The sequence below is a fragment of the Pseudomonas sp. MIACH genome (genome assembly GCF_001269925.1).
Classification (GTDB): Bacteria; Pseudomonadota; Gammaproteobacteria; order Pseudomonadales; family Pseudomonadaceae; genus Aquipseudomonas.
The window spans coordinates 179,070-205,215 of record NZ_LHVO01000056.1 but is presented as its reverse complement, the minus strand read 5'-3'; the positions used below and the strand labels follow the sequence as shown (position 1 = coordinate 205,215).

General features: G+C 61.7%; 26 protein-coding genes. 14 read left to right on the top strand and 12 right to left on the bottom strand.

The genetic code is table 11. The features are described 5' to 3' along the window. Window positions 1-62 precede the first annotated feature (62 nt). From rsfS to AD670_RS23675, 11 genes are all read left to right on the top strand, one after another. A complete protein-coding gene (rsfS, locus tag AD670_RS23725) occupies window positions 63-557 on the top strand; it encodes a ribosome silencing factor (RefSeq protein ID WP_003176298.1) in 495 nt (164 codons plus the stop codon). Window positions 558-566: 9 nt separating this feature from the next. Then, window positions 567-1,034, top strand: a complete 468-nt coding sequence (gene rlmH / locus AD670_RS23720; RefSeq protein WP_003176297.1) for a 23S rRNA (pseudouridine(1915)-N(3))-methyltransferase RlmH — start codon at window positions 567-569, stop codon at window positions 1,032-1,034. Window positions 1,035-1,049: 15 nt separating this feature from the next. After that, complete coding sequence (gene mrdA / locus AD670_RS23715; RefSeq protein ID WP_053138105.1) at window positions 1,050-2,948, top strand: penicillin-binding protein 2; 1,899 nt, start codon at window positions 1,050-1,052, stop codon at window positions 2,946-2,948. 31 nt (window positions 2,949-2,979) lie between these two features. After that, window positions 2,980-4,083 (top strand): rod shape-determining protein RodA, encoded by a 1,104-nt coding sequence (gene rodA / locus AD670_RS23710; RefSeq protein ID WP_051429342.1) that lies wholly within the window; start codon window positions 2,980-2,982, stop codon window positions 4,081-4,083. Window positions 4,084-4,100: 17 nt separating this feature from the next. Beyond that, window positions 4,101-5,111 carry a lytic murein transglycosylase B gene (gene mltB / locus AD670_RS23705; protein ID WP_053138102.1) on the top strand — a complete coding sequence of 337 codons (1,011 nt, stop codon included), beginning with the start codon at window positions 4,101-4,103 and terminating at the stop codon, window positions 5,109-5,111. Next, on the top strand, window positions 5,111-6,109 hold the full coding sequence (locus AD670_RS23700) for a septal ring lytic transglycosylase RlpA family protein (protein WP_053138099.1): 999 nt from the start codon (window positions 5,111-5,113) through the stop codon (window positions 6,107-6,109). The genes mltB and AD670_RS23700 overlap by 1 nt, the downstream gene beginning before the upstream one ends. 176 nt (window positions 6,110-6,285) lie before the next feature. Then, window positions 6,286-7,443, top strand: coding sequence for a D-alanyl-D-alanine carboxypeptidase family protein (locus AD670_RS23695; RefSeq protein ID WP_053138096.1), 1,158 nt, complete (start codon window positions 6,286-6,288; stop codon window positions 7,441-7,443). Between the two features lie 84 nt (window positions 7,444-7,527). Then, complete coding sequence (locus AD670_RS23690) at window positions 7,528-7,803, top strand: DUF493 domain-containing protein (protein ID WP_053138094.1); 276 nt, start codon at window positions 7,528-7,530, stop codon at window positions 7,801-7,803. Beyond that, complete coding sequence (lipB, locus tag AD670_RS23685; protein WP_053138092.1) at window positions 7,803-8,450, top strand: lipoyl(octanoyl) transferase LipB; 648 nt, start codon at window positions 7,803-7,805, stop codon at window positions 8,448-8,450. Before AD670_RS23690 ends, lipB begins: the two co-directional genes overlap by 1 nt. 26 nt (window positions 8,451-8,476) lie before the next feature. Continuing rightward, entirely contained in the window at window positions 8,477-9,478 is a 1,002-nt protein-coding gene (gene lipA, locus AD670_RS23680) for a lipoyl synthase (protein ID WP_057444888.1), read from the top strand. Between the two features lie 138 nt (window positions 9,479-9,616). Continuing rightward, window positions 9,617-10,537 carry an LD-carboxypeptidase gene (locus tag AD670_RS23675; protein ID WP_053138090.1) on the top strand — a complete coding sequence of 307 codons (921 nt, stop codon included), beginning with the start codon at window positions 9,617-9,619 and terminating at the stop codon, window positions 10,535-10,537. A 68-nt stretch (window positions 10,538-10,605) separates the two neighbouring features. Here AD670_RS23675 and AD670_RS23670 read toward each other — a convergent pair whose 3' ends face one another. The 5 genes from AD670_RS23670 to leuS all read right to left on the bottom strand — a co-directional run bounded on the left by AD670_RS23670 (window position 10,606) and on the right by leuS (window position 16,696). Further along, window positions 10,606-11,931 carry a lytic murein transglycosylase gene (locus AD670_RS23670; protein WP_053138088.1) on the bottom strand — a complete coding sequence of 442 codons (1,326 nt, stop codon included), beginning with the start codon at window positions 11,929-11,931 and terminating at the stop codon, window positions 10,606-10,608. Window positions 11,932-11,992: 61 nt separating this feature from the next. Further along, on the bottom strand, window positions 11,993-12,157 hold the full coding sequence (gene arfA / locus AD670_RS23665) for an alternative ribosome rescue factor ArfA (protein ID WP_003176285.1): 165 nt from the start codon (window positions 12,155-12,157) through the stop codon (window positions 11,993-11,995). 161 nt (window positions 12,158-12,318) lie between these two features. Further along, a complete protein-coding gene (gene holA / locus AD670_RS23660) occupies window positions 12,319-13,356 on the bottom strand; it encodes a DNA polymerase III subunit delta (RefSeq protein WP_053138086.1) in 1,038 nt (345 codons plus the stop codon). A 39-nt stretch (window positions 13,357-13,395) separates the two neighbouring features. Continuing rightward, the gene (lptE, locus tag AD670_RS23655) at window positions 13,396-14,001 is read right to left on the bottom strand and encodes an LPS assembly lipoprotein LptE (protein WP_053138085.1); all 606 of its coding nucleotides are present in this window, start codon (window positions 13,999-14,001) and stop codon (window positions 13,396-13,398) included. A gap of 88 nt (window positions 14,002-14,089) precedes the next feature. Beyond that, window positions 14,090-16,696 carry a leucine--tRNA ligase gene (gene leuS / locus AD670_RS23650; protein WP_053138083.1) on the bottom strand — a complete coding sequence of 869 codons (2,607 nt, stop codon included), beginning with the start codon at window positions 16,694-16,696 and terminating at the stop codon, window positions 14,090-14,092. A 261-nt stretch (window positions 16,697-16,957) separates the two neighbouring features. On the opposite strand from leuS, the gene AD670_RS23645 reads away from it, so the two are divergent. Together AD670_RS23645 and AD670_RS23640 are read left to right on the top strand one after the other, a co-directional pair. After that, window positions 16,958-17,275, top strand: a complete 318-nt coding sequence (locus AD670_RS23645) for a hypothetical protein (RefSeq protein ID WP_053138081.1) — start codon at window positions 16,958-16,960, stop codon at window positions 17,273-17,275. A gap of 97 nt (window positions 17,276-17,372) precedes the next feature. Next, window positions 17,373-18,134: a YdcF family protein gene (locus AD670_RS23640; protein ID WP_053138079.1), complete on the top strand. Its 762-nt coding sequence runs from the start codon at window positions 17,373-17,375 to the stop codon at window positions 18,132-18,134. 62 nt (window positions 18,135-18,196) lie between these two features. Here AD670_RS23640 and lnt read toward each other — a convergent pair whose 3' ends face one another. From lnt to miaB, 5 genes are all read right to left on the bottom strand, one after another. Beyond that, complete coding sequence (lnt, locus tag AD670_RS23635; RefSeq protein WP_053138078.1) at window positions 18,197-19,720, bottom strand: apolipoprotein N-acyltransferase; 1,524 nt, start codon at window positions 19,718-19,720, stop codon at window positions 18,197-18,199. Between the two features lie 8 nt (window positions 19,721-19,728). Then, window positions 19,729-20,568, bottom strand: coding sequence for an HlyC/CorC family transporter (locus tag AD670_RS23630; protein WP_005791724.1), 840 nt, complete (start codon window positions 20,566-20,568; stop codon window positions 19,729-19,731). 42 nt (window positions 20,569-20,610) lie between these two features. Beyond that, complete coding sequence (gene ybeY / locus AD670_RS23625; protein WP_053138075.1) at window positions 20,611-21,069, bottom strand: rRNA maturation RNase YbeY; 459 nt, start codon at window positions 21,067-21,069, stop codon at window positions 20,611-20,613. Continuing rightward, window positions 21,062-22,066 carry a PhoH family protein gene (locus AD670_RS23620; RefSeq protein ID WP_053138073.1) on the bottom strand — a complete coding sequence of 335 codons (1,005 nt, stop codon included), beginning with the start codon at window positions 22,064-22,066 and terminating at the stop codon, window positions 21,062-21,064. Before AD670_RS23620 ends, ybeY begins: the two co-directional genes overlap by 8 nt. Window positions 22,067-22,280: 214 nt before the next feature. Next, a complete protein-coding gene (gene miaB, locus AD670_RS23615; RefSeq protein WP_053138071.1) occupies window positions 22,281-23,609 on the bottom strand; it encodes a tRNA (N6-isopentenyl adenosine(37)-C2)-methylthiotransferase MiaB in 1,329 nt (442 codons plus the stop codon). Between the two features lie 131 nt (window positions 23,610-23,740). Here miaB and AD670_RS23610 point away from each other — a divergent pair, with 131 nt between their 5' ends. Beyond that, the gene (locus tag AD670_RS23610; protein WP_003215457.1) at window positions 23,741-24,067 is read left to right on the top strand and encodes a DUF1820 family protein; all 327 of its coding nucleotides are present in this window, start codon (window positions 23,741-23,743) and stop codon (window positions 24,065-24,067) included. Between the two features lie 8 nt (window positions 24,068-24,075). On the opposite strand, the gene AD670_RS23605 is transcribed toward AD670_RS23610, so the two are convergent. Together AD670_RS23605 and hemL are read right to left on the bottom strand one after the other, a co-directional pair. Then, a complete protein-coding gene (locus AD670_RS23605; RefSeq protein ID WP_053138069.1) occupies window positions 24,076-24,630 on the bottom strand; it encodes a tetratricopeptide repeat protein in 555 nt (184 codons plus the stop codon). A 226-nt stretch (window positions 24,631-24,856) separates the two neighbouring features. Beyond that, window positions 24,857-26,140, bottom strand: coding sequence for a glutamate-1-semialdehyde 2,1-aminomutase (gene hemL / locus AD670_RS23600; RefSeq protein WP_053138067.1), 1,284 nt, complete (start codon window positions 26,138-26,140; stop codon window positions 24,857-24,859). Window positions 26,141-26,146 lie beyond the last annotated feature (6 nt).

Here is a 26,146-nt window from a genome sequence, read left to right as displayed (position 1 = left end):
CGCTTGAACGCACGAACAGTCGTGCAGCGAGCGCCCGAACATACGAGCAAAACGAGTTTTTTATGACGAACAAAGACGTAAGCAAAGTAAAACGCAAAGGCACGTTCAAAAGCGCCCCGCTGCCGGTTGAAGCCCACGTTGGCCCGGAACTGGCTGGCGAAGAGCTGGTAAAAGTCGCCGTTGCCGCCCTGGAAGACGTGAAGGCCCAGGACATCCAGGTCCTGGACGTACGCGACAAGCAGAGCATTACTGACTTCATGATCATCGCCACCGGTACCTCCAACCGCCAGATCGGCGCGATGCTGGACAAGGTTCGCGAAGCCGTCAAAGCCCAAGGCGTGAAGCCTCTGGGTGAAGAAGGCAAGGGCGACAGCGACTGGGTGCTGCTGGACATGGACGACGTGATCGTTCACATGATGACCTCCAACGCCCGTCAGTTCTACGACCTGGAGCGTCTGTGGAAAGGCGCCGAGCAGAGCCGTGCCGCTGATGGCAAGCACCACAGCCCGGAAGTGGGCCACGCGCACTTCGACAAGCTCAACAAAGACCAGGAATAAGGAACGGCTGTGCGCCTGCGTCTGATTGCTGTCGGTTCACGCATGCCCAAGTGGGTGGAGGAAGGCTGGCACGAGTATGCCAAGCGTCTGCCCGCCGAGCTGTCGCTGGAACTGGTAGAGATACCGCTCAACACCCGGGGCAAGAATGCCGACGTGGCGCGCTTTATCCGTCAGGAAGGCGAAGCCATGTTGGCCAAGGTCGGCCCCAACGAGCGCATCGTCACCCTTGAGGTGCACGGCAAGCCCTGGAGCACCGAGCAACTGGCGGTGGAGCTGGATCGCTGGCGCCTGGACTCGCGCACCGTCAACTTCATGGTCGGCGGCCCCGAAGGGCTGGCGCCGGAAGTCTGCGCGCGGGCCGACCAGCGCTGGTCGCTGTCGGCGCTGACGCTGCCGCACCCGTTGGTAAGGATCCTGATCGGTGAACAGCTGTATCGCGCCTGGACAGTCCTGTCCGGGCACCCTTACCACAAATAATCTGCGCCCCTCCCGATGACCCAGCCGATCCGCATCAAGGACCACGAGAAAGACGCACGTCTTGTACGCGCGCGCGTGGTGTTTGGCGCTTTTATGGTGGTGGGGTTGATCGGGGTACTGATAGCGCGCCTGTATTTCCTGCAGGTGATCCAGTACGACTATCACTCCACGTTGTCGGAAAACAACCGCGTGCATGTTCAGCCGATTCCGCCGACCCGTGGGCTGATCTTCGACCGCAATGGCGTGGTGGTGGCGGATAACCGGCCCAGCTTCAGCCTGAGCATGACCCGCGAACGTTCCGGTGATTGGCAGCAGGTCCTCGATGTGATCGTCGAGGTGCTGCAACTGACTCCGGAAGACCGGGTGATCTTCGAGAAACGCATGAAGCAGGGGCGTCGGCCATTCGAGCCGGTGCCGATCCTGTTCGAGCTGACCGAAGAGCAGATCGCGCGGATCGCGGTGAACCAGTTTCGCCTGCCGGGTGTGGAAGTGGTGGCGCAGTTGGTGCGCCACTACCCGCAAGGGCCGCACTTTGCCCACTCCGTCGGCTATATGGGGCGGATCAACGAGAAAGAGCTGAAAAGCCTCGATCCCGTCAATTACAGCGGCACCCACCATATCGGCAAGACTGGCATCGAGCGCTTCTACGAGCCCGAGCTGCACGGCCAGGTGGGTTACGAAGAAGTCGAGACCAATGCCCGTGGCCGCGTGCTGCGGGTGCTCAAGCGTACCGATCCGGTGCCGGGCAAGGACATTGTGCTGAGCCTGGACATCAAGCTGCAGGAAGCGGCCGAGATGGCCCTGGGTGGCCGGCGTGGCGCGGTGGTGGCGCTGGACCCGAAGACCGGCGAAGTCTTGGCCATGGTCAGCCAGCCGAGTTTCGACCCCAACCTGTTTGTGACCGGGATCAGCTTCAAGGCCTACGCCGAGCTGCGTGACTCCATCGACCGGCCGCTGTTCAACCGCGTGCTGCGCGGCCTGTACCCGCCCGGTTCGACGATCAAGCCGGCGGTGGCGATTGCCGGCCTGGACGCGGGCGTGGTCACGGCGTCCAGCCGGGTGTTCGACCCGGGCTACTACATGCTGCCCAACTACGATCACAAATACCGCAACTGGAACCGTACCGGTGACGGCTATGTCGACCTGGATACCGCGATCATGCGTTCCAACGACACCTATTTTTACGACCTGGCCCACAAGCTGGGGATCGACCGCTTGTCCGCCTACATGGGCAAGTTCGGCCTCGGTCAGAAAGTCTCCCTGGATATGTTCGAAGAATCCCCTGGCCTGATGCCGTCGCGGGAGTGGAAGCGTGCGACCCGCCGTCAGGCGTGGTTCCCGGGCGAAACCCTGATCCTCGGCATTGGCCAGGGCTATATGCAGGCCACGCCTTTGCAACTGGCCCAGGCCACCGCGCTGGTGGCCAACAAAGGCATCTGGAACCGCCCGCACCTGGCCCGGACCATCGAAGGCGAAAAGCCTGTGGATGAAAATCCGATCCCGGACATCGTGCTGCGCGACGCGTCGGACTGGACCAAGGTCAACCACGGCATGCAGCAAGTGATGCACGGCGCACGGGGTACCGCGCGCAAGGCGGCAATCGGCGCCCAATACCGTATCGCCGGCAAGAGTGGTACCGCCCAGGTGGTCGCGATCAAGCAGGGCGAGAAATATGACCGCACCAAAGTCCAGGAGCGCCACCGTGACCACGCCTTGTTTGTCGGCTTTGCGCCGGCGGACGACCCGAAAATCGTGGTGGCGGTGATGGTCGAGAACGGCGAGTCCGGCTCCGGTGTTGCGGCGCCTGTTGTGCGCCAGGTGATGGACGCCTGGTTGCTGGCCGACGACGGCCGACTCAAGCCCGAATATGGCGGCCCCCCTTCAATCCCCGAGGTTACGGCCAGTGAAGAGTAATTTTGACCGCATCCTCTCCAGCGAGGATGTGATGCGTCGCCGCGCGACGTTGCTGCAGCGCATGCACATTGATGGCCCGCTGCTGATCCTGCTGCTGACCCTGGCGGCCGGCAGTCTGTTCGTGCTGTATTCGGCCAGCGGCAAGAACTGGGACTTGCTGATCAAGCAGGCGTCGTCGTTCGGCCTGGGCCTGCTGTCGATGGTGGTGATCGCCCAGCTGGAGCCGCGTTTCATGGCGCGCTGGGTGCCGCTCGGTTATGTGGCCGGGGTGTTGCTGCTGGTGGTGGTGGACGTCATGGGCCACAACGCCATGGGCGCGACCCGCTGGATCAACATCCCGGGGGTGATCCGCTTCCAGCCGTCGGAATTCATGAAGATCCTGATGCCGGCCACCATCGCCTGGTACCTGTCCAAACGCACCTTGCCGCCCCAGCTCAAGCATGTGGGTATCAGCCTGATCCTGATCGGTATCCCCTTTGTGCTGATCGTGCGCCAGCCCGACCTCGGCACCTCGCTGCTGATCCTGGCCGGTGGTGCGTTCGTGCTGTTCATGGGCGGATTGCGCTGGCGCTGGATCCTCAGCGTACTGGCCGCCGCCGTGCCGGTGGCCGTGGCGATGTGGTTCTTCTTTATGCACGACTACCAGAAGCAACGGATCCTGACCTTCCTCGATCCCGAAAGCGACCCGCTCGGTACCGGCTGGAACATTATCCAGTCGAAGGCTGCCATCGGCTCCGGCGGTGTCTTTGGCAAGGGCTGGCTGCTGGGCACCCAGTCGCATTTGGACTTTTTGCCCGAGAGCCACACTGACTTCATTATTGCGGTGATGGGCGAGGAGTTCGGCCTGGTGGGCATTTGCGCGCTGTTGCTGATCTATCTGCTGCTGATCGGACGTGGGCTGGTGATTACCGCGCAGGCGCAGACGCTGTTCGGCAAATTGCTCGCCGGCAGCCTGACCATGACTTTTTTTGTTTACGTTTTCGTCAACATCGGTATGGTCAGTGGCCTGCTGCCGGTGGTTGGGGTGCCGTTGCCGTTCATTAGCTACGGCGGAACTTCGCTGGTGACATTGCTGTCAGCGTTTGGGGTTTTGATGTCGATTCATACGCATCGCAAGTGGATCGCACAGGTTTGAATAAGGTGAAGATGTCAATGCAAGTAATGCGCGGCTGGGCGACTCGGCATGCGTCCTGGATGGGCCTGATTGGGCTGCTGGGCGCAACGCAAGAGGCGCAGGCCGGTGACTACGATGGTTCACCCCAGGTCGCCGAATTTGTCGGTGAAATGACCCGCGACTATGGTTTCGCCGGTGAGCAGCTGATGGGCGTGTTCCGCGAAGCCCAGAAAAAGCAGGCGATCCTCGACGCCATCTCCCGTCCCGCCGAGCGCGTGAAGCAGTGGAAGGAATATCGCCCAATGTTCCTCACTGACGCCCGCGTGGCCCGAGGTGTGGACTTCTGGCGCCAGCACGAGGCCGTGCTGGCCCGCGCTGAGCAGGAATACGGCGTACCGGCCCAGGTGATCGTCGCGATCATCGGCATTGAAACCTTTTACGGGCGCAATACCGGCAGCTACCGGGTGATCGACGCCTTGTCGACCCTGGGCTTCGATTACCCGCCGCGTGCCGACTTCTTCCGCAAGGAGCTGCGTGAGTTCCTGCTGTTGGCCCGCGAAGAGCAGGTCGACCCGCTGACCCTCAAGGGCTCCTACGCCGGTGCGATGGGGCTGCCGCAGTTCATGCCGAGCAGCTTTCGCGCCTACGCGGTGGATTTCGATGGCGACGGGCACATCAATATCTGGAGCAACCCGGACGATGCCATCGGCAGCGTGGCCAGCTACTTCAAGCGCCACGGCTGGGTCGGTGGCGAGCCGGTGGTGGTCCGCGCCGATGTCACCGGGGAGCGTGCCGATGAAGGCCTGACCCAGGGTATCGAGCCGGTCAAGACGGTCGGGGAGTTGCGGGCGCTGGGCTGGTCGAGTCAGAATGCGCCACGCGACGATATGCCGGTGACGGCGTTCCGCCTCGAAGGCGAAAACGGCCCTGAATACTGGATGGGCCTGAAGAATTTCTACGCAATCACGCGTTATAACCGCAGTGTGATGTACGCCATGGCCGTGCATCAGCTGTCAGACATGCTGGTCCAAGCACGGGGCAACAAGTAATGCGGGCATCGCCGTTCAATCAACCGCTCAAGCTGGTGGCGTTCGCCGCGTTGTCCCTGCTGGTCGTCAGTTGTTCCACCAGCCGTGGCCCGGTACCGAAGTCCGGCGGCACCGCTGTGCGGTCCCAGCCAGGCCTGGACATCAACCGCGCGCACAAAGACGGCGCGCCGTGGTGGGATGTCGACGTGTCGAAGATCCCGGATGCCACCCCGACCCTGCACACCGGCCCGTACAAGGCCAACCCCTATACGGTGCTGGGCAAGTCCTACTTCCCGCTGCAGGACTCCAAGACCTACGTGCAATCGGGCACGGCGTCCTGGTATGGCACCAAGTTCCACGGTCAGAACACCGCCAATGGCGAGGTTTATGACCTGTACGGCATGAGCGCTGCTCACAAGACCCTGCCGCTGCCCAGCTATGTCCGCGTGACCAACCTGGACAACAACCGCACGGTGATCCTGCGGGTCAACGACCGTGGGCCGTTCTATTCGGATCGCATCATCGACTTGTCCTACGCCGCCGCGAAAAAACTCGGCTATGCCGAAACCGGTACCGCGCGGGTCAAGGTTGAAGGCATCGATCCGGCGCAGTACTGGGCCCAGCGTGGCAAGCCCGCGCCGTTGATGCTCAACGAGCCGCAGAGTGCGCAGCCGCAGGTGACGGCATCAACCGGCAAGATTGAACAATGGACACCGCCACCGCAGCAGCACGCACCGGATACGGTAGTCGTGCCCCGTGCAGCACCGGGCGCCTCGGTCGCCGGTGGGCAATACCTGCAAGTGGGCGCTTTCGCCAACCCGGATGCGGCAGAACTGTTAAGGTCCAAGCTCAGCAGCATGGTCAGCGCGCCAGTGTTTATCAGCTCCATCGTGCGTAACCAGCAAACCCTGCACCGTGTGCGTATGGGCCCGATCGGTTCGCCGAGCGAGGTCGCACAAGTGCAGAACAGCGTGCGCCTGGCTAACCTGGGGCAACCCAGCGTGGTCACTGCCGAATAATAAATTGATGGTTCAGGCTCGCATGCGGGCCTGAACCCTGGTTGTTGGCTCGTTGAACAATAAAACCCAGGGGCAAGGGGTGAGCGGGCAACCGAACACGTGACAGTCTGGTAGCGGGCTGTCTGAATAAGTTTTGCCCGCGAGGGCAAGTTTCCATAAGCAATTTCGAGAGACGGATGAACATCACCACCTTAGCCAAACGCACGTGCCTGCTTATCTCGCTGATCATCACCCCGGCCGCCTGGGCGGTTGAAATGGTGCCGGCTTCACCGCAACTGGCTGCCAAGTCCTGGGTCCTCATGGATGCCGCCAGTGGCAACGTGCTGGTCGAGAGCAACGGTGACCAGCGCCTGCCACCGGCCAGCCTGACCAAGCTGATGACCGCCTACATCGCGACCCTGGAAATCCGTCGCGGCCAGATCGGCGAAAACGACCCGGTGACCGTCAGCGAAAACGCCTGGCGTACCGGTGGTTCGCGCATGTTCATCAAGGTGGGCTCGCAAGTCACCGTGAGCGACCTGCTGCACGGCATCATCATCCAGTCCGGTAACGACGCCAGCGTCGCCCTGGCCGAGCACATCGCCGGCAGCGAAGACGCATTCGCCGACATGATGAACAAAACCGTGGCCGACCTGGGCATGACCAACAGCCACTTCATGAACCCGACCGGCCTGCCAAACCCTGAGCACTATTCGTCGGCTCACGACATGGCGATCCTGGCGCGCGCGATTATTCGTGTCGACCCGGTGCACTACGCGATCTACTCCCAGAAGGAGTTCTTCTGGAACAACATCAAGCAGCCTAACCGCAACCTGTTGCTGTGGCGCGACAAGACCGTCGACGGCCTGAAAACCGGCCACACCGACGAAGCCGGCTACTGCATGGTGTCGTCCGCGGTCCGTGATGGCCAGCGCCTGATCGCCGTGGTCTTCGGCACCAACAGCGAGCAGGCCCGTGCGGCCGAGACGCAAAAGCTGCTGACCTACGGTTTCCGCTTCTTCGAAACCCAGACCTTCTACCAGAAGGGTGCTGAACTGGCGACCGCGCCGGTCTGGAAGGGCGCGACTTCGCAAGTCAAGGCCGGCCTGGCTGAAGACCTGACCCTGACCATGCCTAAAGGCCAGCTGAAAAAGCTCGCTGCCAGCATGACCATGAACCCGCAATTGGTTGCGCCAATCGCCAAGGGCGACGTGATCGGTAAAGTCGAAGTGAAACTGGACGACAAGGTGGTGCACAGCGCCGACCTGATCGCGCTGGACGCCGTCGACGAAGGTGGTATCTTCCGCCGCGTGTGGGATAGCATCCGTCTATTCTTCTACGGCTTGTTCAACTGATTGTGTGCACCTGCAAAGCCCCGCGTTGATCCGACGCGGGGCTTTGCCGTCGCCACGGCTTACCGCTTACGAGGCCGTTCTGCCATGACCGATAAAGAAGTAAAGGCGCCAAAGATCGAATTCCCGGTGACGGATTATCCCGTCAAGGTGATCAGCGATACCGGTGTAGGCAACAAAGACAAGATTCTGGATATCGTGCGTAAACACGCGAAGATCAATGACAACCGGGTGGACGAGCGTTCGAGCACCAACGGTAAGTACACCACGATCCAGTTGCACATCGTTGCGACCGGTCAAGACCAGCTCTACGACATCAATAGCGAACTGCGGGCCACCGGCTTCGTGCACATGGTGCTGTGATGTCACAGGTCCTGGGCTTTCGCGAGCTCGGCCGGATGGACTACGAGCCCGTCTGGCACGCCATGCAGCGCTTCACCAACGAACGCGGCAGCTCGGCCCCGGATGAAATCTGGCTGGTGGAGCACGCGCCGGTATTCACCCAGGGCCAGGCCGGCAAGGCCGAGCATGTGCTGCTGCCGGGGGATATTCCGGTGGTGCAGGTCGACCGAGGTGGCCAAGTGACTTACCATGGCCCCGGTCAACTGGTGGCGTATCTGCTGCTGGACGTGCGCAAGCTGGGTTTTGGCGTGCGCGACCTGGTGAGCCGCATGGAGGCTTGCCTGATCGAGCTGTTGGCCAGTTACGGCGTGAGCGCTGCGGCCAAGCCCGATGCACCCGGTGTGTATGTGGACGGCGCGAAAATCGCGTCCCTCGGTTTGCGCATTCGCCACGGCTGTTCCTTTCATGGCCTGGCCCTGAACGTGGACATGGACCTGGCTCCGTTCCAGCGGATTAACCCGTGCGGCTATGCCGGGCTGGCGATGACCCAACTGAGCGACCACGCCACACCGATTAAATTTGCCGAGGTAAGTGCCCGGCTGCGTGCGCAGCTCGTCAAACACCTCGACTATGCTGAGCAGACGACCCTCACGGGCGGAATCGACTGATTATGACTACTGATGCAGTGCAAACCATGATCCCGACGCTGGACATCACCGAGCGTCCGGCCCCGGCCCCGCGTGCCAAGGTGGAAGCCGGCGTCAAGCTGCGCGGCGCCGAGAAGGTTGCACGCATCCCGGTGAAGATCATCCCGACCACCGAACTGCCGAAGAAGCCAGACTGGATTCGCGTGCGCATCCCGGTTTCGCCGGAAGTCGACCGTATCAAGGCCCTGCTGCGCAAACACAAGTTGCACAGCGTGTGCGAAGAAGCCTCCTGCCCGAACCTGGGCGAATGCTTCTCCGGCGGTACCGCCACCTTCATGATCATGGGTGACATCTGCACCCGTCGTTGCCCGTTCTGCGACGTTGGCCATGGCCGACCGAAGCCACTGGACGTCAACGAGCCGGAAAGCCTGGCCATCGCCATCGCCGACCTGAAACTCAAATACGTTGTGATCACCTCGGTAGACCGTGACGACCTGCGCGACGGCGGTGCCCAGCACTTTGCCGACTGCATCCGCGAAATTCGCAAACTGTCGCCGAACGTGATGCTTGAGACCCTGGTGCCGGACTACCGTGGCCGTATGGACGTCGCGCTGGAAATCACCGCTGCCGAGCCGCCGGATGTGTTCAACCACAACCTGGAAACCGTGCCGCGCCTGTACAAGGCCGCGCGTCCAGGTTCGGACTACCAGTGGTCGCTGACCCTGCTGCAGAAATTCAAGCAGATGATGCCGCATATCCCGACCAAATCCGGCTTGATGCTGGGCCTGGGCGAGACCGATGAAGAAGTGATCGAAGTCATGAAGCGCATGCGCGAACACGACATCGACATGCTGACCCTGGGCCAGTACCTGCAACCATCGCGCAGCCACTTGCCGGTGCAGCGCTTCGTACACCCGGACACCTTCGCCTGGTTCGCCGAGGAAGGTTACAAAATGGGCTTCAAGAACGTCGCCTCGGGCCCGCTGGTACGCTCTTCGTACCACGCCGACGAACAGGCCAAGCTGGTCAAGGCTAGCCTGGTTTCCTGATCGAGGTTCAGACCCAGTGTGGGAGGGGGCTTGCCCCCGATTGCGGCGTACCAGTCAGCTCATCTGCTGCTGACCCACCGCTATCGGGGGCAAGCCCCCTCCCACATTGGTTTCAGCGTTAGATAGGGGGATTCTCAGATGACCGCCGCCGTTCCAGCCCTTCGCTCCGAAGGCACCATCGCCCTGATCGCCCCCGCCGGCCCCGCCGTGCTGGACGTTGAAAAGGCTGGCCAATGGATGCGCACACGCGGCTACGATCTGCGAATTTCCCCCGGTGTCTATGAACGCGACGGCTACCTCGCCGGCAGCGATGCAGTGCGCCTGCGTGACCTGCATGCCGCCTTCGCCGACCCCGAAATCGATGCCATCTTCTGCCTGCGCGGCGGTTACGGCACGCCACGGCTGCTCGACGCGCTGGACGTCGACCTGTTGCGGGCCAATCCCAAGCCGTTCGTGGGTTACAGCGACATCACCGCGTTGCATCTGGCGATCAACCGCTACGCCGGCTTTGTGACCTTCCACGGCCCAATGCTCAATGCCGACCTGCTCGGCGGTAAACAACAACCTACCGAGTCATCATTGTTCAGCCTTCTGCGCGGCCAACTGGGCGCCGGCAGTGTGCTGGCGCACCCGGTGGCCTACCCGCTGACCACGATTGAACCTGGCATTGCCTGTGGGCGCTTGCTGGGGGGGAACCTGTCGATGATTGCGGCGGTGATGGGTACGCCTTACGAAATCGACGCTGAAGGCATCATCCTGTTTATCGAAGACGTCAACGAGCCGATTTACCGCATTGATCGTCTGCTGACGCACCTGCGTCTGGCGGGCAAGTTGGCCGAGGTCGCGGGTGTGCTGGTAGGGGATGTGGCGGGTGTGGATAACGCTGCGCTGGAGCGCCTGCTGAAGCAGACGTTCGAGCCGTTGCGCATTCCGGTGCTGGCCGGCTGGCGCAGCGGGCATTGCGATCCGAACCTGACGCTGCCGATGGGCGCGTTGGTGCGCCTGGATGCGGGGGAGCAGCGGGTGGTGTTGGAGCAGGATGTGGTTGTCAGGTCCTGAATCTGCGGGTGTTTGCTAAACCGCAATCGGGGGCTTGCCCCCGATTGCGGTAGTCGCCATACGCGGATCTAGCGGTTCTGCAGCGACTCCAGCAACTTCACCGTCGGATACCCATCCGCCGGCCAGCCCAATGCCTGCTGCGCCGCCCGAATTGCCTTGCGCGTGTTGGCGCCGATAATCCCATCCGGGTTGCCCGCGTCATAGCCTTGGGCGCTCAGCGCTGTCTGCAGATCTATGCGCTGCGAGCGACTCAGCGGCAGCTCATCCTTCGGCCAATCGCCACGAATCACACCGCCGCCGCCAAAGCGCTCCGACAACAGGCCTACCGCCAGTGCGTAGGACGACGAGTTGTTGTACTTGAGGATTGCGCGGAAGTTATCCAGCACCAGGAACGCCGGGCCACGGTAGCCGGCTGGCAGCAACAGGGCGGCGGACAGTTGGTCGACGTTTGGCGGCATGCTCGCCCCCGCTGGCAATTGAATGCCCAGTTTCAGCCACTCGGCAATGCTCTTGCGCACGCCGCCGTCGGCGAGGGCGTAGTCGAAGTTCGCCGGCAATTGCTTGACTTCAAAGCCCCACGGCTGGCCTTTCTGCCAGCCGGAGCTTTGCAGGTAGTGCGCGGTGGACGCGAGGGCGTCGGCCGGGCTGTTCCAGATATCGCGGCGGCCGTCGCCATCGAAGTCCACCGCATGGGTGTTGTAGGTGGTCGGAATGAACTGGGTCTGGCCCATGGCCCCGGCCCAGGAGCCCTTCATCTGGTCGGCGGCGATGTCGCCGTGCTGGATGATCTGCAACGCCGCCAGCAATTGCGCCTGGGCAAAGGCCGGGCGACGGCCTTCGTAGGCCAGGGTCGCCAGGGAACGGATCACCGAGTTATTGCCCTGGAACTGGCCGAAATTACTCTCCATGCCCCACACCGAGACCAGCGCCTGGCGGTCGACGCCATAACGCTGCTCGATGCTTTGCAGGGTGTCGGCGTACTTGACCAGCAACGCCTGGCCATTGCGTACGCGCACGGGCGACAGGGCACCGTCGAGGTATTCCCATACGGGGCGGGAAAACTCCGGCTGGCTGCGGTCTGCGCGGATCACCGCCATATCGGGGGTGACATCGGCAAAAGCAGTGTCGAAAACAGCGGCGGTGATACCGGCCTGCAGGGCTTGCGCGCGAAAGCCAGCCTGCCATTCAGCAAAGGTCTGGGTCGGTTGGATATCGAGATTGTCCACGGCCAGAGGGGCCACCACGGCAGGTGCTACCACTGGCGCGGTTTGCAGCTTTGGCAGGGGTTGGGCGTCGGCGGCGGTAGGTTTTTCCGCGCAGGCGACAAGCAGAATGAGGCTGGAGGCAGCGATCAATTGGCGAAGGTGCCAACGACGGGAAAGACAAGAGGGCATGCACAGGTCCAGGAATTACAAATCAGGCACAGACCTTATCATGCCAGAGGGGCGCTTGCCTTCAGGCAGCCAGAAAGTAAGAAGCCTCCCAGCTATTAGACTGGAAGGCTTCGCGGCGGTAGCTGCCTTTGCCCTTGCCGGCGCGTTCCTGACGGCTGCGGAACAGTGGCTGGGCGATGATGGATTTGGCCTTGTTGGGGCCATGCTTGGATGGCTTTTTGCTCATGGTCGATGCTCTCCTCAGATGTGATGCAGCGGTGCAAATCATCTGCCGAAGTTGGGCCGCTGTAAAGCCCGGCGGCAGGTAGGAGATTTCATTGCTTACGCGATAGGACATGTGGGAGCAAGCCCCTCCCACATTGGTTCGGTGGTGTTTGCAAACTAGGATTATTCCGCTGGCAATGTCAGTCGTTGACCGGCCATCAACAGCGATAAACGGCTCAAGCTCATCCACGGTGAACCCGCTGCCTGGCCCTTGATCTGTGCATCAATGCGCTGCGCCTCCAGCAACAGTTGCGCCCAGCGTTGCGCCGAGTGTCGTTGCAGGGCTTTGCTCATCAGGGGTTTGCGCTTGTCCCACACCGGTGGCCGAGCCTGGCTGAAGCATTTGTCCAGCGGCGTGCCCTGGCTGTATTGCAGGGCAATGTTGGCCAATACCCGTAGTTCCCGGGCCAGGGCCCAGAGAATCACCGGCGGCTCCACGCCTTCGCCACGCAGGCCTTCGAGCATGCGCAGGGCATGGGCGGGCTCGCCGTTGAGAATCGCATCTACCAGCCCGAACACGTCAAAACGTGCGCTGTCTGCTACTGCGCCTTGGACGGTCTCGACGGTAATCTGCCCGTCTTCGGCCATCAGCTTGAGCTTTTCGATCTCCTGGGCGGCGGCAAGCAAGTTGCCTTCAACCCGCGCGGCGATCAGCTCCACTGCATCCTGTGTCGCGGACAGCCCCGCCTGGGACAGGCGCTGGCGAATCCACTGCGGCAACTGATTGCTGTCCACCGGCCAGATCTGGATGAACTGGGTCTGTGCCCCTTCCACCAGGGCCTTGCCCCACTTGGTCTTCTGCGCGCTGCCGTCGAGCTTGGGCAGGCTGATCAGCAGCACCGTGTCGTCGGCGGGCCGCGAGCAGTATTCCATCAGGGCAGCCGCGCCCTTGTCGCCGGGCTTGCCCGACGGCAGGCGCAGCTCCAGCAGGCGTTTTTCGGCAAACAGCGACATGCTCGCGCCGGCTTGCAGCAGCGTGCCCCAGTCGAAGCTGGCGTCGGCGCTGAAGACCTGGCGTTCATCGAAGCCTTGCTGGCGTGCGGCGGTGCGGATGGCGTCGGCAGCTTCCTGGCACAGCAGCGGGTCATCACCGCTGACGATGTAGACAGGCGCGAGGCCACCTTGCAGGTGTTTGGCGAGTTGAGCGGGAGCGAGTTTCATAGGCAGGGTGAACGGGGCGCCTGGGGCGCCCCGTCTGGCTTACTCGACAGGTACTTCAACAGGCGATTGTTTCGGCGTGTTGTCTTCGTACTCTTTCGCCGCTTTCAGCGCGTCTGCATCAGCCTTGGCCTTGTCGTCAGCGCGTTGCTGCAAGGTTTCGAGTTGTTGTGGAGTCAGCATCGACAGGCGCAGCATCATGCGTTGCACCAGTTCGCGACGCATTTCCTGGCGTACCTGGGTGATTTCGGAGTCCGAACCCACCAGGTTGTTACCATCGTGGCTGACAATCTTCTGCAACTGGATGTTGTCATTCATCAATGGCAGGTGATCGCGACCCTGGATTTCAAAGCTGAGCACCGTGCTCAGTTCGACATCGGACGCGCGCCCGGCACTGGCGTAGCTCAGGCTGCGCTGGGTTTCTTTCTCGTTAGCCAGGAACAGCTTGTAGGGCGCGCCGGTGTAGACGTGCACGCCGCTGTTTTCCAGGACCTGGCGCAGCTGGGTGACTGTTTCGCTGTAGGCGTCGCGAGCGCTGAGGTCCAGTTCCTTGATCGTCAGGTCATTGGTGCCGGTGCCGCGCAGCTGGAAGCCGCAAGCGCTCAACAGTACGGCAAGGCCCATAACCAGCAGATTGCGTTTGATCATTTTGTTGCTCCCCTTGAAACCATGTGGGCCTTATCGAGGCCCTGAAGGCTTTGTTCGGCGCAGGGCTCAAGCCCTGCGCCCGATCCGATTAGCTAGCGACGATATTGACCAGTTTGCCAGGCACCACGATCACTTTGCGGATCGTCAGGCCTTCGGTAAAGCGCAGCACGTTCTCGTTGACGCGTGCAGCCGCTTCGACTTCTTCACGGCTGGCACTGGCCGGCATATCGATCTGGCCGCGCAGTTTACCGTTGACCTGAATCACCAGTTGCAGCGTGTCCTGTACCAGGGCGCCGTCATCCTGCACCGGCCAGCGCGCATCAATTACTGCGTCGCTGTGGCCCAGGCGGCTCCACAGTTCATGGCTGATGTGCGGCGTGATCGGGGCCAGCAGCAAGGTGACCGTTTCCAGGCCTTCCTGCACCAGCGCGCGATCCTGTTCGGTTGCTTGCGGGGCTTTTTCCAGCACGTTCATCAGCGTCATCACCTGGGCGATGGCGGTGTTGAACTTGTGGTTCTGGCCCACGTCCTGGCTGGCTTGCTTGATGGCCAGGTGGGTGCTGCGGCGAATGACTTTTTGCTCGTCGCTCAGGGACGCCACGTCCAGCTTGGCCGGCAGGCCCTGGCTGACATGCGCATGCGCCAGGCGCCAGACGCGCTTGAGGAAACGGTGCGAACCTTCGACGCCGGAGTCGGACCATTCGGCGCTCATGTCAGGCGGCGAGGCGAACATCATGAACAGGCGGCAGGTATCGGCGCCGAACTGATCGATCATCGACTGAGGGTCAACGCCGTTGTTCTTCGACTTGGCCATCTTCTCGGTGCCGCCGATCTCCACCGGCAGGCCGTCGGCGATCAGTTTGGCGCTGATGACCTTGGCTTTGCTGTCGCGCTCAAGCTCGACGTCCGCCGGGTTGAACCAGGTGTAGGCGCCATTGGCTTCGCGACGATAGTAGGTCTCGGCGATCACCATGCCCTGGGTCAGCAGGTTCTTGAACGGTTCGTTGGAGCTCACCAGGCCTTCGTCGCGCATCAGCTTGTGGAAGAAGCGCGCATACAGCAGGTGAAGAATGGCGTGTTCGATACCGCCGATGTACTGATCCACCGGCAGCCAGTGGTCGGCTGCGGATTTTTCCACCAGGCCGCCTTCATAGTGTGGCGAGGCGTAGCGAGCGTAGTACCACGAGGACTCGACGAAGGTGTCCATGGTGTCGGTTTCACGCTTGGCCGGCGCGCCGCATTTCGGGCAGCTGCACTCGTAGAACTCAGGCATGCGCGCCAATGGCGAACCGGCGCCGTCCGGCACCACGTCTTCCGGCAGGACGACCGGCAGTTGGTCTTCCGGCACCGGTACGTCGCCGCAGGTTTCGCAGTGGATGATCGGGATCGGGCAGCCCCAGTAGCGCTGGCGGCTGATGCCCCAGTCGCGCAGGCGGAACTGGGTGCGCGAGGCACCGAGGTTTTTCTTGATCAGTGCGACTTCGATGGCGTCGAAGGCACCGGCGAAGTCCAGGCCGTCGAACTCACCGGAATTGATCAGCGTGCCGTGCTCGCCATAGGCGTCTTGCCACGGGGCTGGGTTGGTGTCGCCGGAACTGGTGCGCACCACCGACTTGATCGGCAGGTTGTACTTGGTGGCGAATTCAAAATCACGCTCGTCGTGGGCCGGCACAGCCATTACCGCGCCATCGCCGTAGTGCATCAATACGTAGTTGGCGACCCATACCGGCAACTTCTCGCCGGTCAGCGGGTGCTCGACGAACAGGCCGGTCGGCAGGCCTTTTTTCTCCTGGGTGGCGACGTCGGCTTCCGCCACGCTGCCGCCTTTGCATTCGGCGATGAACGCCTGCAGCTCAGGGTTGTTCTGTGCGGCCTGGGTGGCCAGCGGGTGCTCGGCGGCCACTGCGACGTAGGTCGCGCCCATCAGGGTGTCGGGACGGGTGGTGAAGACTTTGAGTGCGCCCGCTTCGCCGATCGAGTCGACGTTGTACGGGAACTGCACTTCCATGCCCTTGGACTTGCCGATCCAGTTGCGCTGCATGGTCTTGACCTGTTCAGGCCAGCCCGGCAAATCGTCGAGGCTCGACAACAGTTCATCCGCGTAGGCGGTGATCTTGAAGTAGTACATCGGGATTTCGCGCTTTTCGATCAGCGCGCCGGAACGCCAGCCGCGACCGTCGATCACCTGTTCGTTGGCCAGGACGGTCTGGTCGATCGGGTCCCAGTTCACGGTGCCGCTTTTTTTGTAGATCACGCCTTTTTCGAACAGGCGGGTGAACAGCCATTGTTCCCAGCGGTAGTAATCCGGCTTGCAGGTGGTGACTTCGCGGGACCAGTCCACCGCCAGGCCCAGGCTGCGCAGCTGGGTCTTCATGTAGGCGATGTTTTCGTAGGTCCACTTGGCGGGGGCCACGTTGTTTTTCATCGCGGCGTTTTCCGCCGGCATGCCGAAGGCGTCCCAACCCATGGGTTGCAGGACGTTCTTGCCTTGCATGCGCTGGTAGCGGGAGATCACGTCGCCGATGGTGTAGTTACGCACATGCCCCATGTGTAGCTTGCCGCTGGGGTAAGGGAACATCGATAGGCAATAGAAAGTCTCCTTGCCTGGCTGTTCACTGACTTCAAAGGACTTTTGCTCGTCCCAGAAGGTTTGGGCGGCATTTTCTATTTCACGGGGCTGATATTGTTCGTGCATGGCTACTTTTGAACTGGATAGGGGTGGCCTAATCCTCTTCGGTGCAACGTTCAGGATGTTCGACACCAAAAAGCGGCGCGTCCGTGCCCAAACCCTGCGGGAAGTGGAGTTACAGGAAGCGCCGTAGCATACATGACCCCACTCTATCGAGGGAAACCCTGATTGCGCGGCGAGGGCCGTCTGTCGCGGCGCCGGGCAGGCGCAGCCATGGGGACTACGCTGTTTATTGGGGAGCAAGTCTTTCTTCAATGAGGTGAGGGGATGGTCGAATCGCAGCGAATCGCAACGAAACCGGAAATCTACGAAGGACTGATCGACCGATTGGGTCGTGCATTGGATGCAGCGAGGACCGCGGGCCGATTGCGTGATGAACGGCCCGTCGAGTTGGAACTGCGCGGTTTGAGCCGTGCGGAGCTGGAACTGATCAAAGCTTACCTGGAACGTAACAAGCGCAGTGCGCCTCCTTGGGTGGCAACCCCGCCAGCCAAAGAGCCTACGCACTCAGCCAAGGTGGTGTGGCTCAAGGACTTGTCGGCCGGTCGTGGCCCGGAAAGGCTCCGGTCTGCCCGCTTCAAGTAGTTCGCTCCCCTGAAGCACACCGTCGTGCCATGTCACTGTAAAGATTGTCGCTAAACCCCGTTACACCTTAGGCTTCGGGCATCTTTGGAGATGCCCGATGCCTATTCGTTATTTCATCAAACAACTGCTCCTGCCCCCCGGCATTCTCTTGCTGCTGCTGGCCCTTGCCTGGTGGTTTCGTCGCAGTCGCCCGCGTTTGGCCGGCTGCTGCTTTGCCCTGGGGTTTGGCGGCATGTGGTTGATCAGCCTGCCGGTGACGGTGGAGTGGGGCGCGCGGGCCCTGGAGACCGAGGCGCCGCTGGCCCGAGAAGACTGGTCGACCCTGGCCCAGCGCGCCGACGCCATTGTGGTATTGGGCTCGGGACGCGAGCGCGGCGACCCGGCATGGGGTTCTGATCAGCCGACCGGCATCGGCCTGGAGCGCCAGCGGTATGCCGCGCGACTGGCCAAGGCCTCCGGGCTGCCGGTGTTGACCACCGGTGGCCTGCATTACGGCACGCCGCCCAGTGAGGCGCAGTTGATGGCAGTTTCCATGCAGGATGACTTCGGCGTCGCCGTGCGCTGGAAGGAAGAGCGCAGCCGTACCACCTGGGAAAACGCGCAGATGAGTGCCGAGATTCTGCTGCCTGAAGGTATCAAGCGCGTAGTGGTCGTGACCCAGGCCTGGCACATGCCGCGCTCGGTGTGGAGCTTTGAAAAGGCCGGGTTCACTGTGGTGCCAGCGCCGGTGGGTTTTCTGGGGGTGGATAACGCCCGGCCGCTGGGCGGCTGGATGCCGGAGTTCAAGTCGGTGTGGCAGAGCGGGCAGTTGATCAACGAGGCGGTGGGGCAGGTGGGGTATCGGTTGTTCTATCGATAACCCTGCTGATCAAAATGTGGGAGGGAGCAAGCCACCTCCCACATTTTGATTCGCGTTGGCTGTTAGACCGTTTTGGACATCCGACCTGCCAGCAGTGCCCAGCCAAACAGCGCCAGGCATACGATGATCAGCGGCCACGAGCGCCATTGCAGGTACGGCGTCAGGTTGTGCATCGGCACCACTTCGCCGTAGAGGATGCCGCGTTCAAACTGAGGGATCTGCACGGTGATCTGCCCAAACGGGTTGATCAACCCGGTCACGCCATTGTTGGTGGCGCGGATCATCCAGCGGCCAGCCTCCAGCGCACGCATCTGCGCCATTTGCAGGTGTTGCAAGGGGCCGATGGAGCGGCCGAACCAGGTGTCATTGCTGATGGTCAGAAGCAGGTCGCTCTGGGCGGAAAGGCCGGCGGCGAACTCCGGGTACACCACTTCATAGCAAATGAACGGCGCAATCTGATAGCCCTTGGCCTGCAGCATCGGCTGGTCGGCAGGGCCACGGGCGAAGTCCGACATCGGCAGGTCGAAGAAGGCAATCAGGCCGCGCAGCATGTCCTGCAGCGGCACGTATTCGCCGAAGGGCACCAGCTTTTGCTTCAGGTACGTACCCTCGCCTTCACCCACCACGGTGATGCCGTTGAAGTAGCGCTTCTGGTGGTGCACTTCCTGGCGAATCGGTACCCCGGTGATCAGCGCGGTGTGCCGGTCCGCAGCAAACTTGCCGATCATTCCCAGGTAGCCCTCGACAGACTCCTTGAGTACCGGCACGGCCGTTTCCGGCCACACCAGCAGGTCGACCGGCTTGGAGCTGAAGCTCATGTCGCGGTACAGCGCGAGCTGTGCATTGAGCTGCTCGGGGTCCCACTTCATGCTTTGTTCGACGTTGCCTTGGATCGCGGCGACGGTCAGCGGCGCGCCGGAGGGGCTGGTCCAGGCATGATGCTTGAGCGCCAGGCCGACGGCCCAGGGCGCTACCAGCAACACCAGGCCAGCGCCGATAAACGCGTTGCGCTTGCCAGCCAGCAGGCGCGGCAGGTTGCACAACAGGGCCGCCGTCAGCGCCAGGGCAAAGGAAATCAGCCACATGCCGCCCACTGGCGCCAGGCCGGTAAGGGGGCCGTCGAGCTGGCTGTAGCCGGAATACAACCATGGGAATCCGGTGAGGAACCAGCCGCGAAAGGCTTCCTGGCCAACCCACAATGCGGCAAACGTGAGCGCATCTGCCAACGGTGCTTCATTGCGACGCAACCAGCGTGCCCACAGCCAGGCGGGCAGGGCGAAGAACCAGGCAATGGCGGCGGTGAACAACAGCATCAGGAACCCCGCCAGCAGCACCGAAGCGCCGCCGAAGTGGTGGATGCTGTAGTAGATCCAGCTGGTACCCGCGCCAAACAGGCCGAAACCGAAGCACCAGCCACGGCCGAGGGCCTGGCGTGGGGTCAGTTCCCGCAGCCCGATATAGAACAATCCGACCGCGACCAGTGCAAATGGCCACAGGTCGAACGGCGCCAGCGCCAGGGTAGTGATGGCGCCGGCCACCACGGCCAGCAGGTTACCGGGCCAGCCGGGGCGGGTCAGACGGCGCATATCAATCCTTAGCGGGCAATAGGTGTCAGGCGAATCAAGTGGATGCGGCGGCTGTCGGCATTCAGGATGCGGAAGCGATAGGCGCCGATCTCGGTGGTTTCGTTACGCTTGGGCAGATGCCCGAACGCACTCATCACCAGGCCACCGACGGTGTCGAACTCATCGTCGGAGAATTCGCTGTCGAAGAACTCGTTGAAGTTCTCGATCGGCGTCAGTGCCTTGACCAGGAAATCACCGCTGGGCAGCGGCTTGATGTAGCTGTCCTCTTCGACATCGTGTTCGTCTTCGATGTCGCCGACGATCTGTTCCAGCACGTCTTCGATGGTCACCAGGCCCGCCACGCCGCCGTATTCGTCGATCACAATGGCCATGTGATTGTGGTTGGCACGAAACTCGCGCAGCAGCACATTCAGGCGCTTGGATTCAGGCACGAAGGTGGCCGGACGCAGCAGGTCCTTGATGTTGAAGCTGTCACCGTTCTCCTTGAGGATCAGCGGCAGCAGGTCCTTGGCCAGCAGGACACCCATGACGTCGTCATGGCTTTCACCGATCACCGGGTAGCGCGAGTGCGCCGAGTCGATCACGGCCGGGAGGAATTCCCGTGGGGTCTGGGTCGCCTTGATGCTGATCATCTGCGAGCGCGGGACCATGATGTCCCGAACTTGCAGGTCAGCCACCTGGATGGCGCCTTCGACGATGGCCAGCGCTTCGCTGTCCAGCAACTTGTTCTGATGGGCCTCGCGCAGCAGCTCCAGCAGCTCCTGGCGGTTTTTCGGCTCGTGGGCAAAAGCCTGGGTCAGTTTACCCAGCCATGACTTTTGCCCGTTGCTCGATCGGTCTTCGCTCATAGCGATTACTCTAAATCCTTTGATGTGACAGTTGAGTGTTGATCAGTTTTCGTCGTCTGCATATGGATCAGGGTGACCCAATTCTGCAAGCAACGTTCGTTCCAGTGCTTCCATTTCCTCGGCTTCTTCATCGTCTATATGGTCGTAACCCAAGAGATGCAAGCAGCCGTGGATGACTAGATGGGCCCAGTGAGCCTCAAGTTCCTTGCCTTGTTCCTTCGCTTCACGCTCGACCACCTCGACGCAGATCACCAGGTCGCCCAGCAAGGGGATATCCAGCAACTCATCGGGTACGTCAGCGGGAAACGACAGCACGTTGGTCGCGTAATCCTTCTGGCGCCAAGTGTGATTCAGTTCGCGGCCCTCGGGCTCGTCCACCAGGCGGATGGTCAGTTCCGAGTCGGCGGTGCGCTGGCGCAGGGCCAGGGCGCACCATTGACGGAACTGTTCTTCGCTGGGAGCGGGCGCTTCGGTGGCCAGCTGCAGGTCAAGCTCAAGCATCGCGGCGAACGTCCTTGGCCGGCGCGTCATCGCGGTGGTCGAAGCGCTCGTAGGCTTCGACAATGCGCTGCACCAGCGGGTGGCGGACCACGTCCTTGGGCATGAAGTGCGTGAAGCTGATACCCGGCACGTCCTTGAGCACCTCGATCACCTGGGCCAGGCCGGACTTGGTGCCTTTGGGCAGGTCGACCTGGGTGACGTCACCGGTGATCACGGCGGTGGAGCCGAAACCGATACGGGTGAGGAACATCTTCATCTGCTCGACGGTGGTGTTCTGGCTTTCGTCGAGGATGATGAAGCTGTTGTTCAAGGTGCGGCCGCGCATGTAGGCCAGCGGGGCGATCTCGATCACCTGGCGCTCGATCAGCTTGGCTACGTATTCAAAGCCGAGCATCTCGTACAGTGCGTCGTAGAGCGGGCGCAGGTACGGGTCGATCTTCTGGGCCAGGTCGCCGGGCAGGAAGCCGAGTTTTTCACCGGCCTCGACCGCTGGGCGCACCAGCAGGATACGGCGTACTTGCTCGCGCTCCAGGGCGTCGACCGCGCAGGCCACCGCCAGGTAGGTCTTGCCCGTACCGGCGGGGCCGATGCCGAAGTTGATGTCGTTGCCGAGGATTTCCTTGACGTAGCGCTGCTGATTCAAGCCGCGAGGGCGAATCATGCCTTTTTTGGTGCGCAGGGCCACGCTGGCTTCGGCCACCGGGTTGTTGGCCAGGTCTTCCACGGCAGATTCCTGCAGGTACAGGTGCACCGTTTCCGGCGACAGCTCACTACCCTTGGTTTCACGGTAGAGGCGGCGCAGCAGGTTTTCTGCAGACGTGGTGTGTTGGGGTTCACCAATGAGCTCGAATTGATTGCCGCGATTGCGGATCTCGATGCTCAGGCGTTGTTCGATCAGGCGCAGGTGCTCGTCGAACTGTCCGCACAGGTTGGCGAAACGGCGAGCCTCAAAGGGCTCGAGGAGAAAACGATGGGGTTCTGCTATGGGTGCGTTCAAGGTTGCTTTTAGCCGCCCTTTGGCTGTTTAGGTGAAAGAGAGGATAACGCCAGCACGCCGGGTGCGAAAGCACTTAAACGGAGCATATTGGCTGACGGCGATTCTGTAGGAGCGAGCTTGCTCGCGAAAAACGTCAACGATAAGGCGTACAGCCTGAATATACGCGGTGCCCTCAGGTTTTTCGCGAGCAAGCTCGCTCCTACAGAAACTTGGTTTATTGCACCAGCGAGCCGCGCAACGAGTGCGGTTGCGCCGCATCGATGTGCACATCGGCAAACTGGCCGATCAGGGTTGGATTATCGCAACGGAAGTTGACGATCCGATTGTTCTCGGTGCGGCCCTGCAATTCGCCAGGGTCTTTTTTCGAGTAGTCGGTGACCAGGATGCGCTGGATCGAACCGACCATTTGTCGGCTGATCTCGAAACCCTGCTGGTTAAGGCGATGTTGCAGCGCGTTCAAGCGCTCTTTTTTCAGCGCTTCCGGGGTTTCGTCCAGCAGGTCCGCCGCCGGGGTGCCCGGACGTTGGCTGTAGACGAACGAGTAGGAGAAGTCGAAACCGACGTCTTCGATCAGCTTCATGGTCTGCTGGAAGTCTTTCTCGGTTTCGCCGGGGAAACCGACGATAAAGTCCGAACTGATGCAAATGCCCGGCACCGCTGCGCGCAGTTTGCGCAGTTTGGATTTGTATTCCAGGGCGGTGTGGTTGCGTTTCATCGCCGACAGGATGCGGTCCGAGCCCGACTGCACCGGCAAGTGCAGGTGCTTGACCAGTTCCGGTACTTCGGCATGGGCCTGGATCAGGCTGTCGGAGAATTCCAGCGGGTGCGAGGTGGTGTAGCGAATGCGTTCGATGCCATCCACCGCAGCGACCACGCGGATCAGCTCCGCCAGGTCAGCCAGGCGCCCGTCGTGGGTCAGGCCGCGATAGCCGTTGACGTTCTGGCCCAGCAGGGTCACTTCGCGCACGCCGTTTTCGGCCAGGTGGATGATTTCTGCTAGCACGTCGTCAAACGGCCGGCTGACTTCTTCACCGCGGGTGTAGGGCACCACACAGAAGGTGCAGTACTTGCTGCAGCCTTCCATCACCGACACGTAGGCGCTCGGCCCGTCGATGCGCGGTTCGGGCAGGTGGTCGAATTTTTCGATTTCCGGGAACGAGACGTCGACCTGGGGCAGCTTGGTGATGCGCGCGGCGTCGATCATTTCCGGCAGGCGGTGCAGGGTCTGTGGGCCGAAGACCACGTCGACATACGGCGCACGGTCGCGGATCGCGGCGCCTTCCTGGCTGGCCACGCAACCGCCGACGGCGATCACCATGTCCGGGTTGGCCAGTTTCAACTCGCGCCAGCGACCCAGCTGCGAGTACACACGGTCCTGGGCCCGCTCGCGGATCGAGCAGGTATTGAGCAGGATCACGTCGGCATCTTCGGCGCGGGCGGTGACTTCCAGGGCCTGGTGTTCACCCAGCAGGTCGACCATGCGCGAGCTGTCGTACTCGTTCATCTGGCAACCGTGGGTTTCGATATAAAGCTTCTTGGCCATGGGAATCGTCAACTGGTGGTAAAGAACCGCGCATTATAGGGGTCATGCCCATCGGTTCCTAGCACTGTGCATCGGGTGCCATGCTATAGTTCGCGCCCTCTTTTATATCCCCCATGTGTTCCTCACCCACCATGACCAAACGTGAAGCTCCAATCTATAAGGTGATTTTCCTCAACCAGGGCCAGGTGTTCGAAATGTACGCCAAGCAGATCTATCAAAGTGATCTGTGGGGCTTCCTGGAAGTGGAAGAGTTCGTCTTTGGCGAGCGCACACAGCTGGTCGTCGATCCGGGCGAGGAAAAGCTCAAGGCCCAATTCGAAGGCGTGGTGCGCAGTTTTGTGCCGATGCATTCGATTGTGCGCATTGATGAAGTCGAGCGCCTGGGCACGCCGAAGATCAGCGAAGCCCGGGGCATGAGCAATGTCATGCCGTTTCCGATGCCGATGCCTGAGAAATAGGTTGGGTGTCAGGGCAGGGGTGAGAAGGGCGAACGTCCATCGGCACTCTGCAATTCCTGCAGATAATTGCGGAAAATCTGCCCCAGCACCTGGGTGGCGGTTTCCAGTTCATTGCGCTGCATGTGCTCGGCGACTTCGTCGGCAGTGTCCAGCGCGTCTTCGGCGCCATTGACCGCGGCCATTTTCAGCACGATATACGCTTGGACGTTATTGGCCGGCACGCCTTCGCCTTTGAAGAACATGGTGCCGAGCTGGAACTGTGCCTGCGCGTGGCCCTGCAACGAGGCTTTCTCGAAGTAGCTCAAGGCTTTGTTGAGGTCGCGGGCGGGATTCTTGCTGTCGTGGTAGTACTCGCCCAACTCGTATTGCGCCTGCGCATCCCCGCCGTCGGCCTGTTTCTGGCACGCGCTCAGGGATTCGGCCTGGCTGTCTGGCTGGGTATTGAGGGTGCAACGACCCATCGCTGGGATTAACAACGAGTTGCCGCCTGCCTGGGCATGTGCCAGCAGCGGCTGAAGGAGCAACAGGCAGCCCAGTACCAGGGTGCGGCCGGTGCGTTTCATGGGAATCGACTTACCTCTGACGGGGCGCGCGGATCCTCTCGGGATCCAATAAGCGCGCATTATGAAATAAGCAGGCCTCTGCTTACAAAGTCTTTACTCGTTTTTCTGCTGCTTGGGCAAGTTATCTGCCGGATTGCAGGTAAATTCTCGGAAAAATAAGGAAATCTCTGTAAGCAAAGTAGCAAATCTGACGCCGACCACCGCGACGTCAGTTTTTTGCACCGGCTTATTTCAGCGCGGCGAAGGCGCGCTCGGCGGCATCGAGGGTCAGTTTCAGCTCGGCGTCGCCATGGGCGATTGAGGTGAAGCCCGCTTCAAAGGCACTCGGCGCCAGGTAGACGCCGCCTTCCAGCATCAAGTGGAAGAAGCGCTTGAACAGGTCGGCATCGCTGCCCATCACATCATCAAAGGTGACGATGTCATCGGCGCCACTGAAGTACAGGCCAAACATGCCGCCCGCTTGTGTGGTCACGAACGGGATACCGGCGGCGTCGGCGCGCTGTTGCAGGCCGTCGAGCAGGCGGGTGGTGTAGTCGGTCAGCTCGGCGTGGAAGCCCGGACGGCTGATCAGGCGCAGGGTGGTCAGGCCGGCCGCCATGGCCAGCGGGTTACCCGAGAGTGTGCCGGCCTGGTACACCGGGCCCAGCGGCGCGATGTGCTGCATGATTTCGCGCTTGCCGCCGAAGCAGCCCACGGGCATGCCGCCACCGATGATCTTGCCGAACGTGCTCAGGTCCGGCGTGACGCCGTAGTGCGCCTGGGCACCGCCGAGGGCAACGCGGAAGCCGGTCATCACTTCGTCGAAAATCAGCACCACGCCGTGCTTGTCGCACTGTTCGCGCAGGCCTTCCAGAAAGCCAGGGGCAGGCGGCACGCAGTTCATGTTGCCGGCCACCGGCTCGACGATGATGCACGCCACGTCCTGGCCGACTTCGCTGAGCATCTGCTCGACGGCGCTGATGTCGTTGAACGGCAGGGTCAGGGTGTGTTTGGCGAACGCTGCCGGTACGCCGGCCGAGCTGGGTACGCCTTGGGTCAGCGCGCCGGAACCGGCCTTGACCAGCAGGCTGTCGGAATGGCCGTGGTAGCAGCCTTCGAACTTGATGATGCTGTCGCGGCCGGTGAAACCACGGGCCAGGCGAATTGCGCTCATGGTGGCTTCGGTGCCGGAGCTGACCATGCGCACCATTTCCATCGACGGCACGATGCTGCAGACCAGATCGGCCATCTCGGTTTCCATGGCGGTCGGCGCGCCGTAGGACAGGCCGTGTTCCAGCTGCTTGCGCACTGCGTCCAGCACGTCGGGGTGGCTGTGGCCGAGGATCATCGGGCCCCAGGAACCGACGTAGTCCACGTAGCGCTTGTCGTCTTCATCGGTGACGTAGGCGCCTTCGGCATGCTTGAAGAACAACGGCGTGCCGCCCACGCTCTTGAACGCACGCACGGGGGAGTTCACACCGCCGGGGATGTGTTTTTGGGCATTGGCAAACAGGGTTTCGGAACGAGACATGCTGAG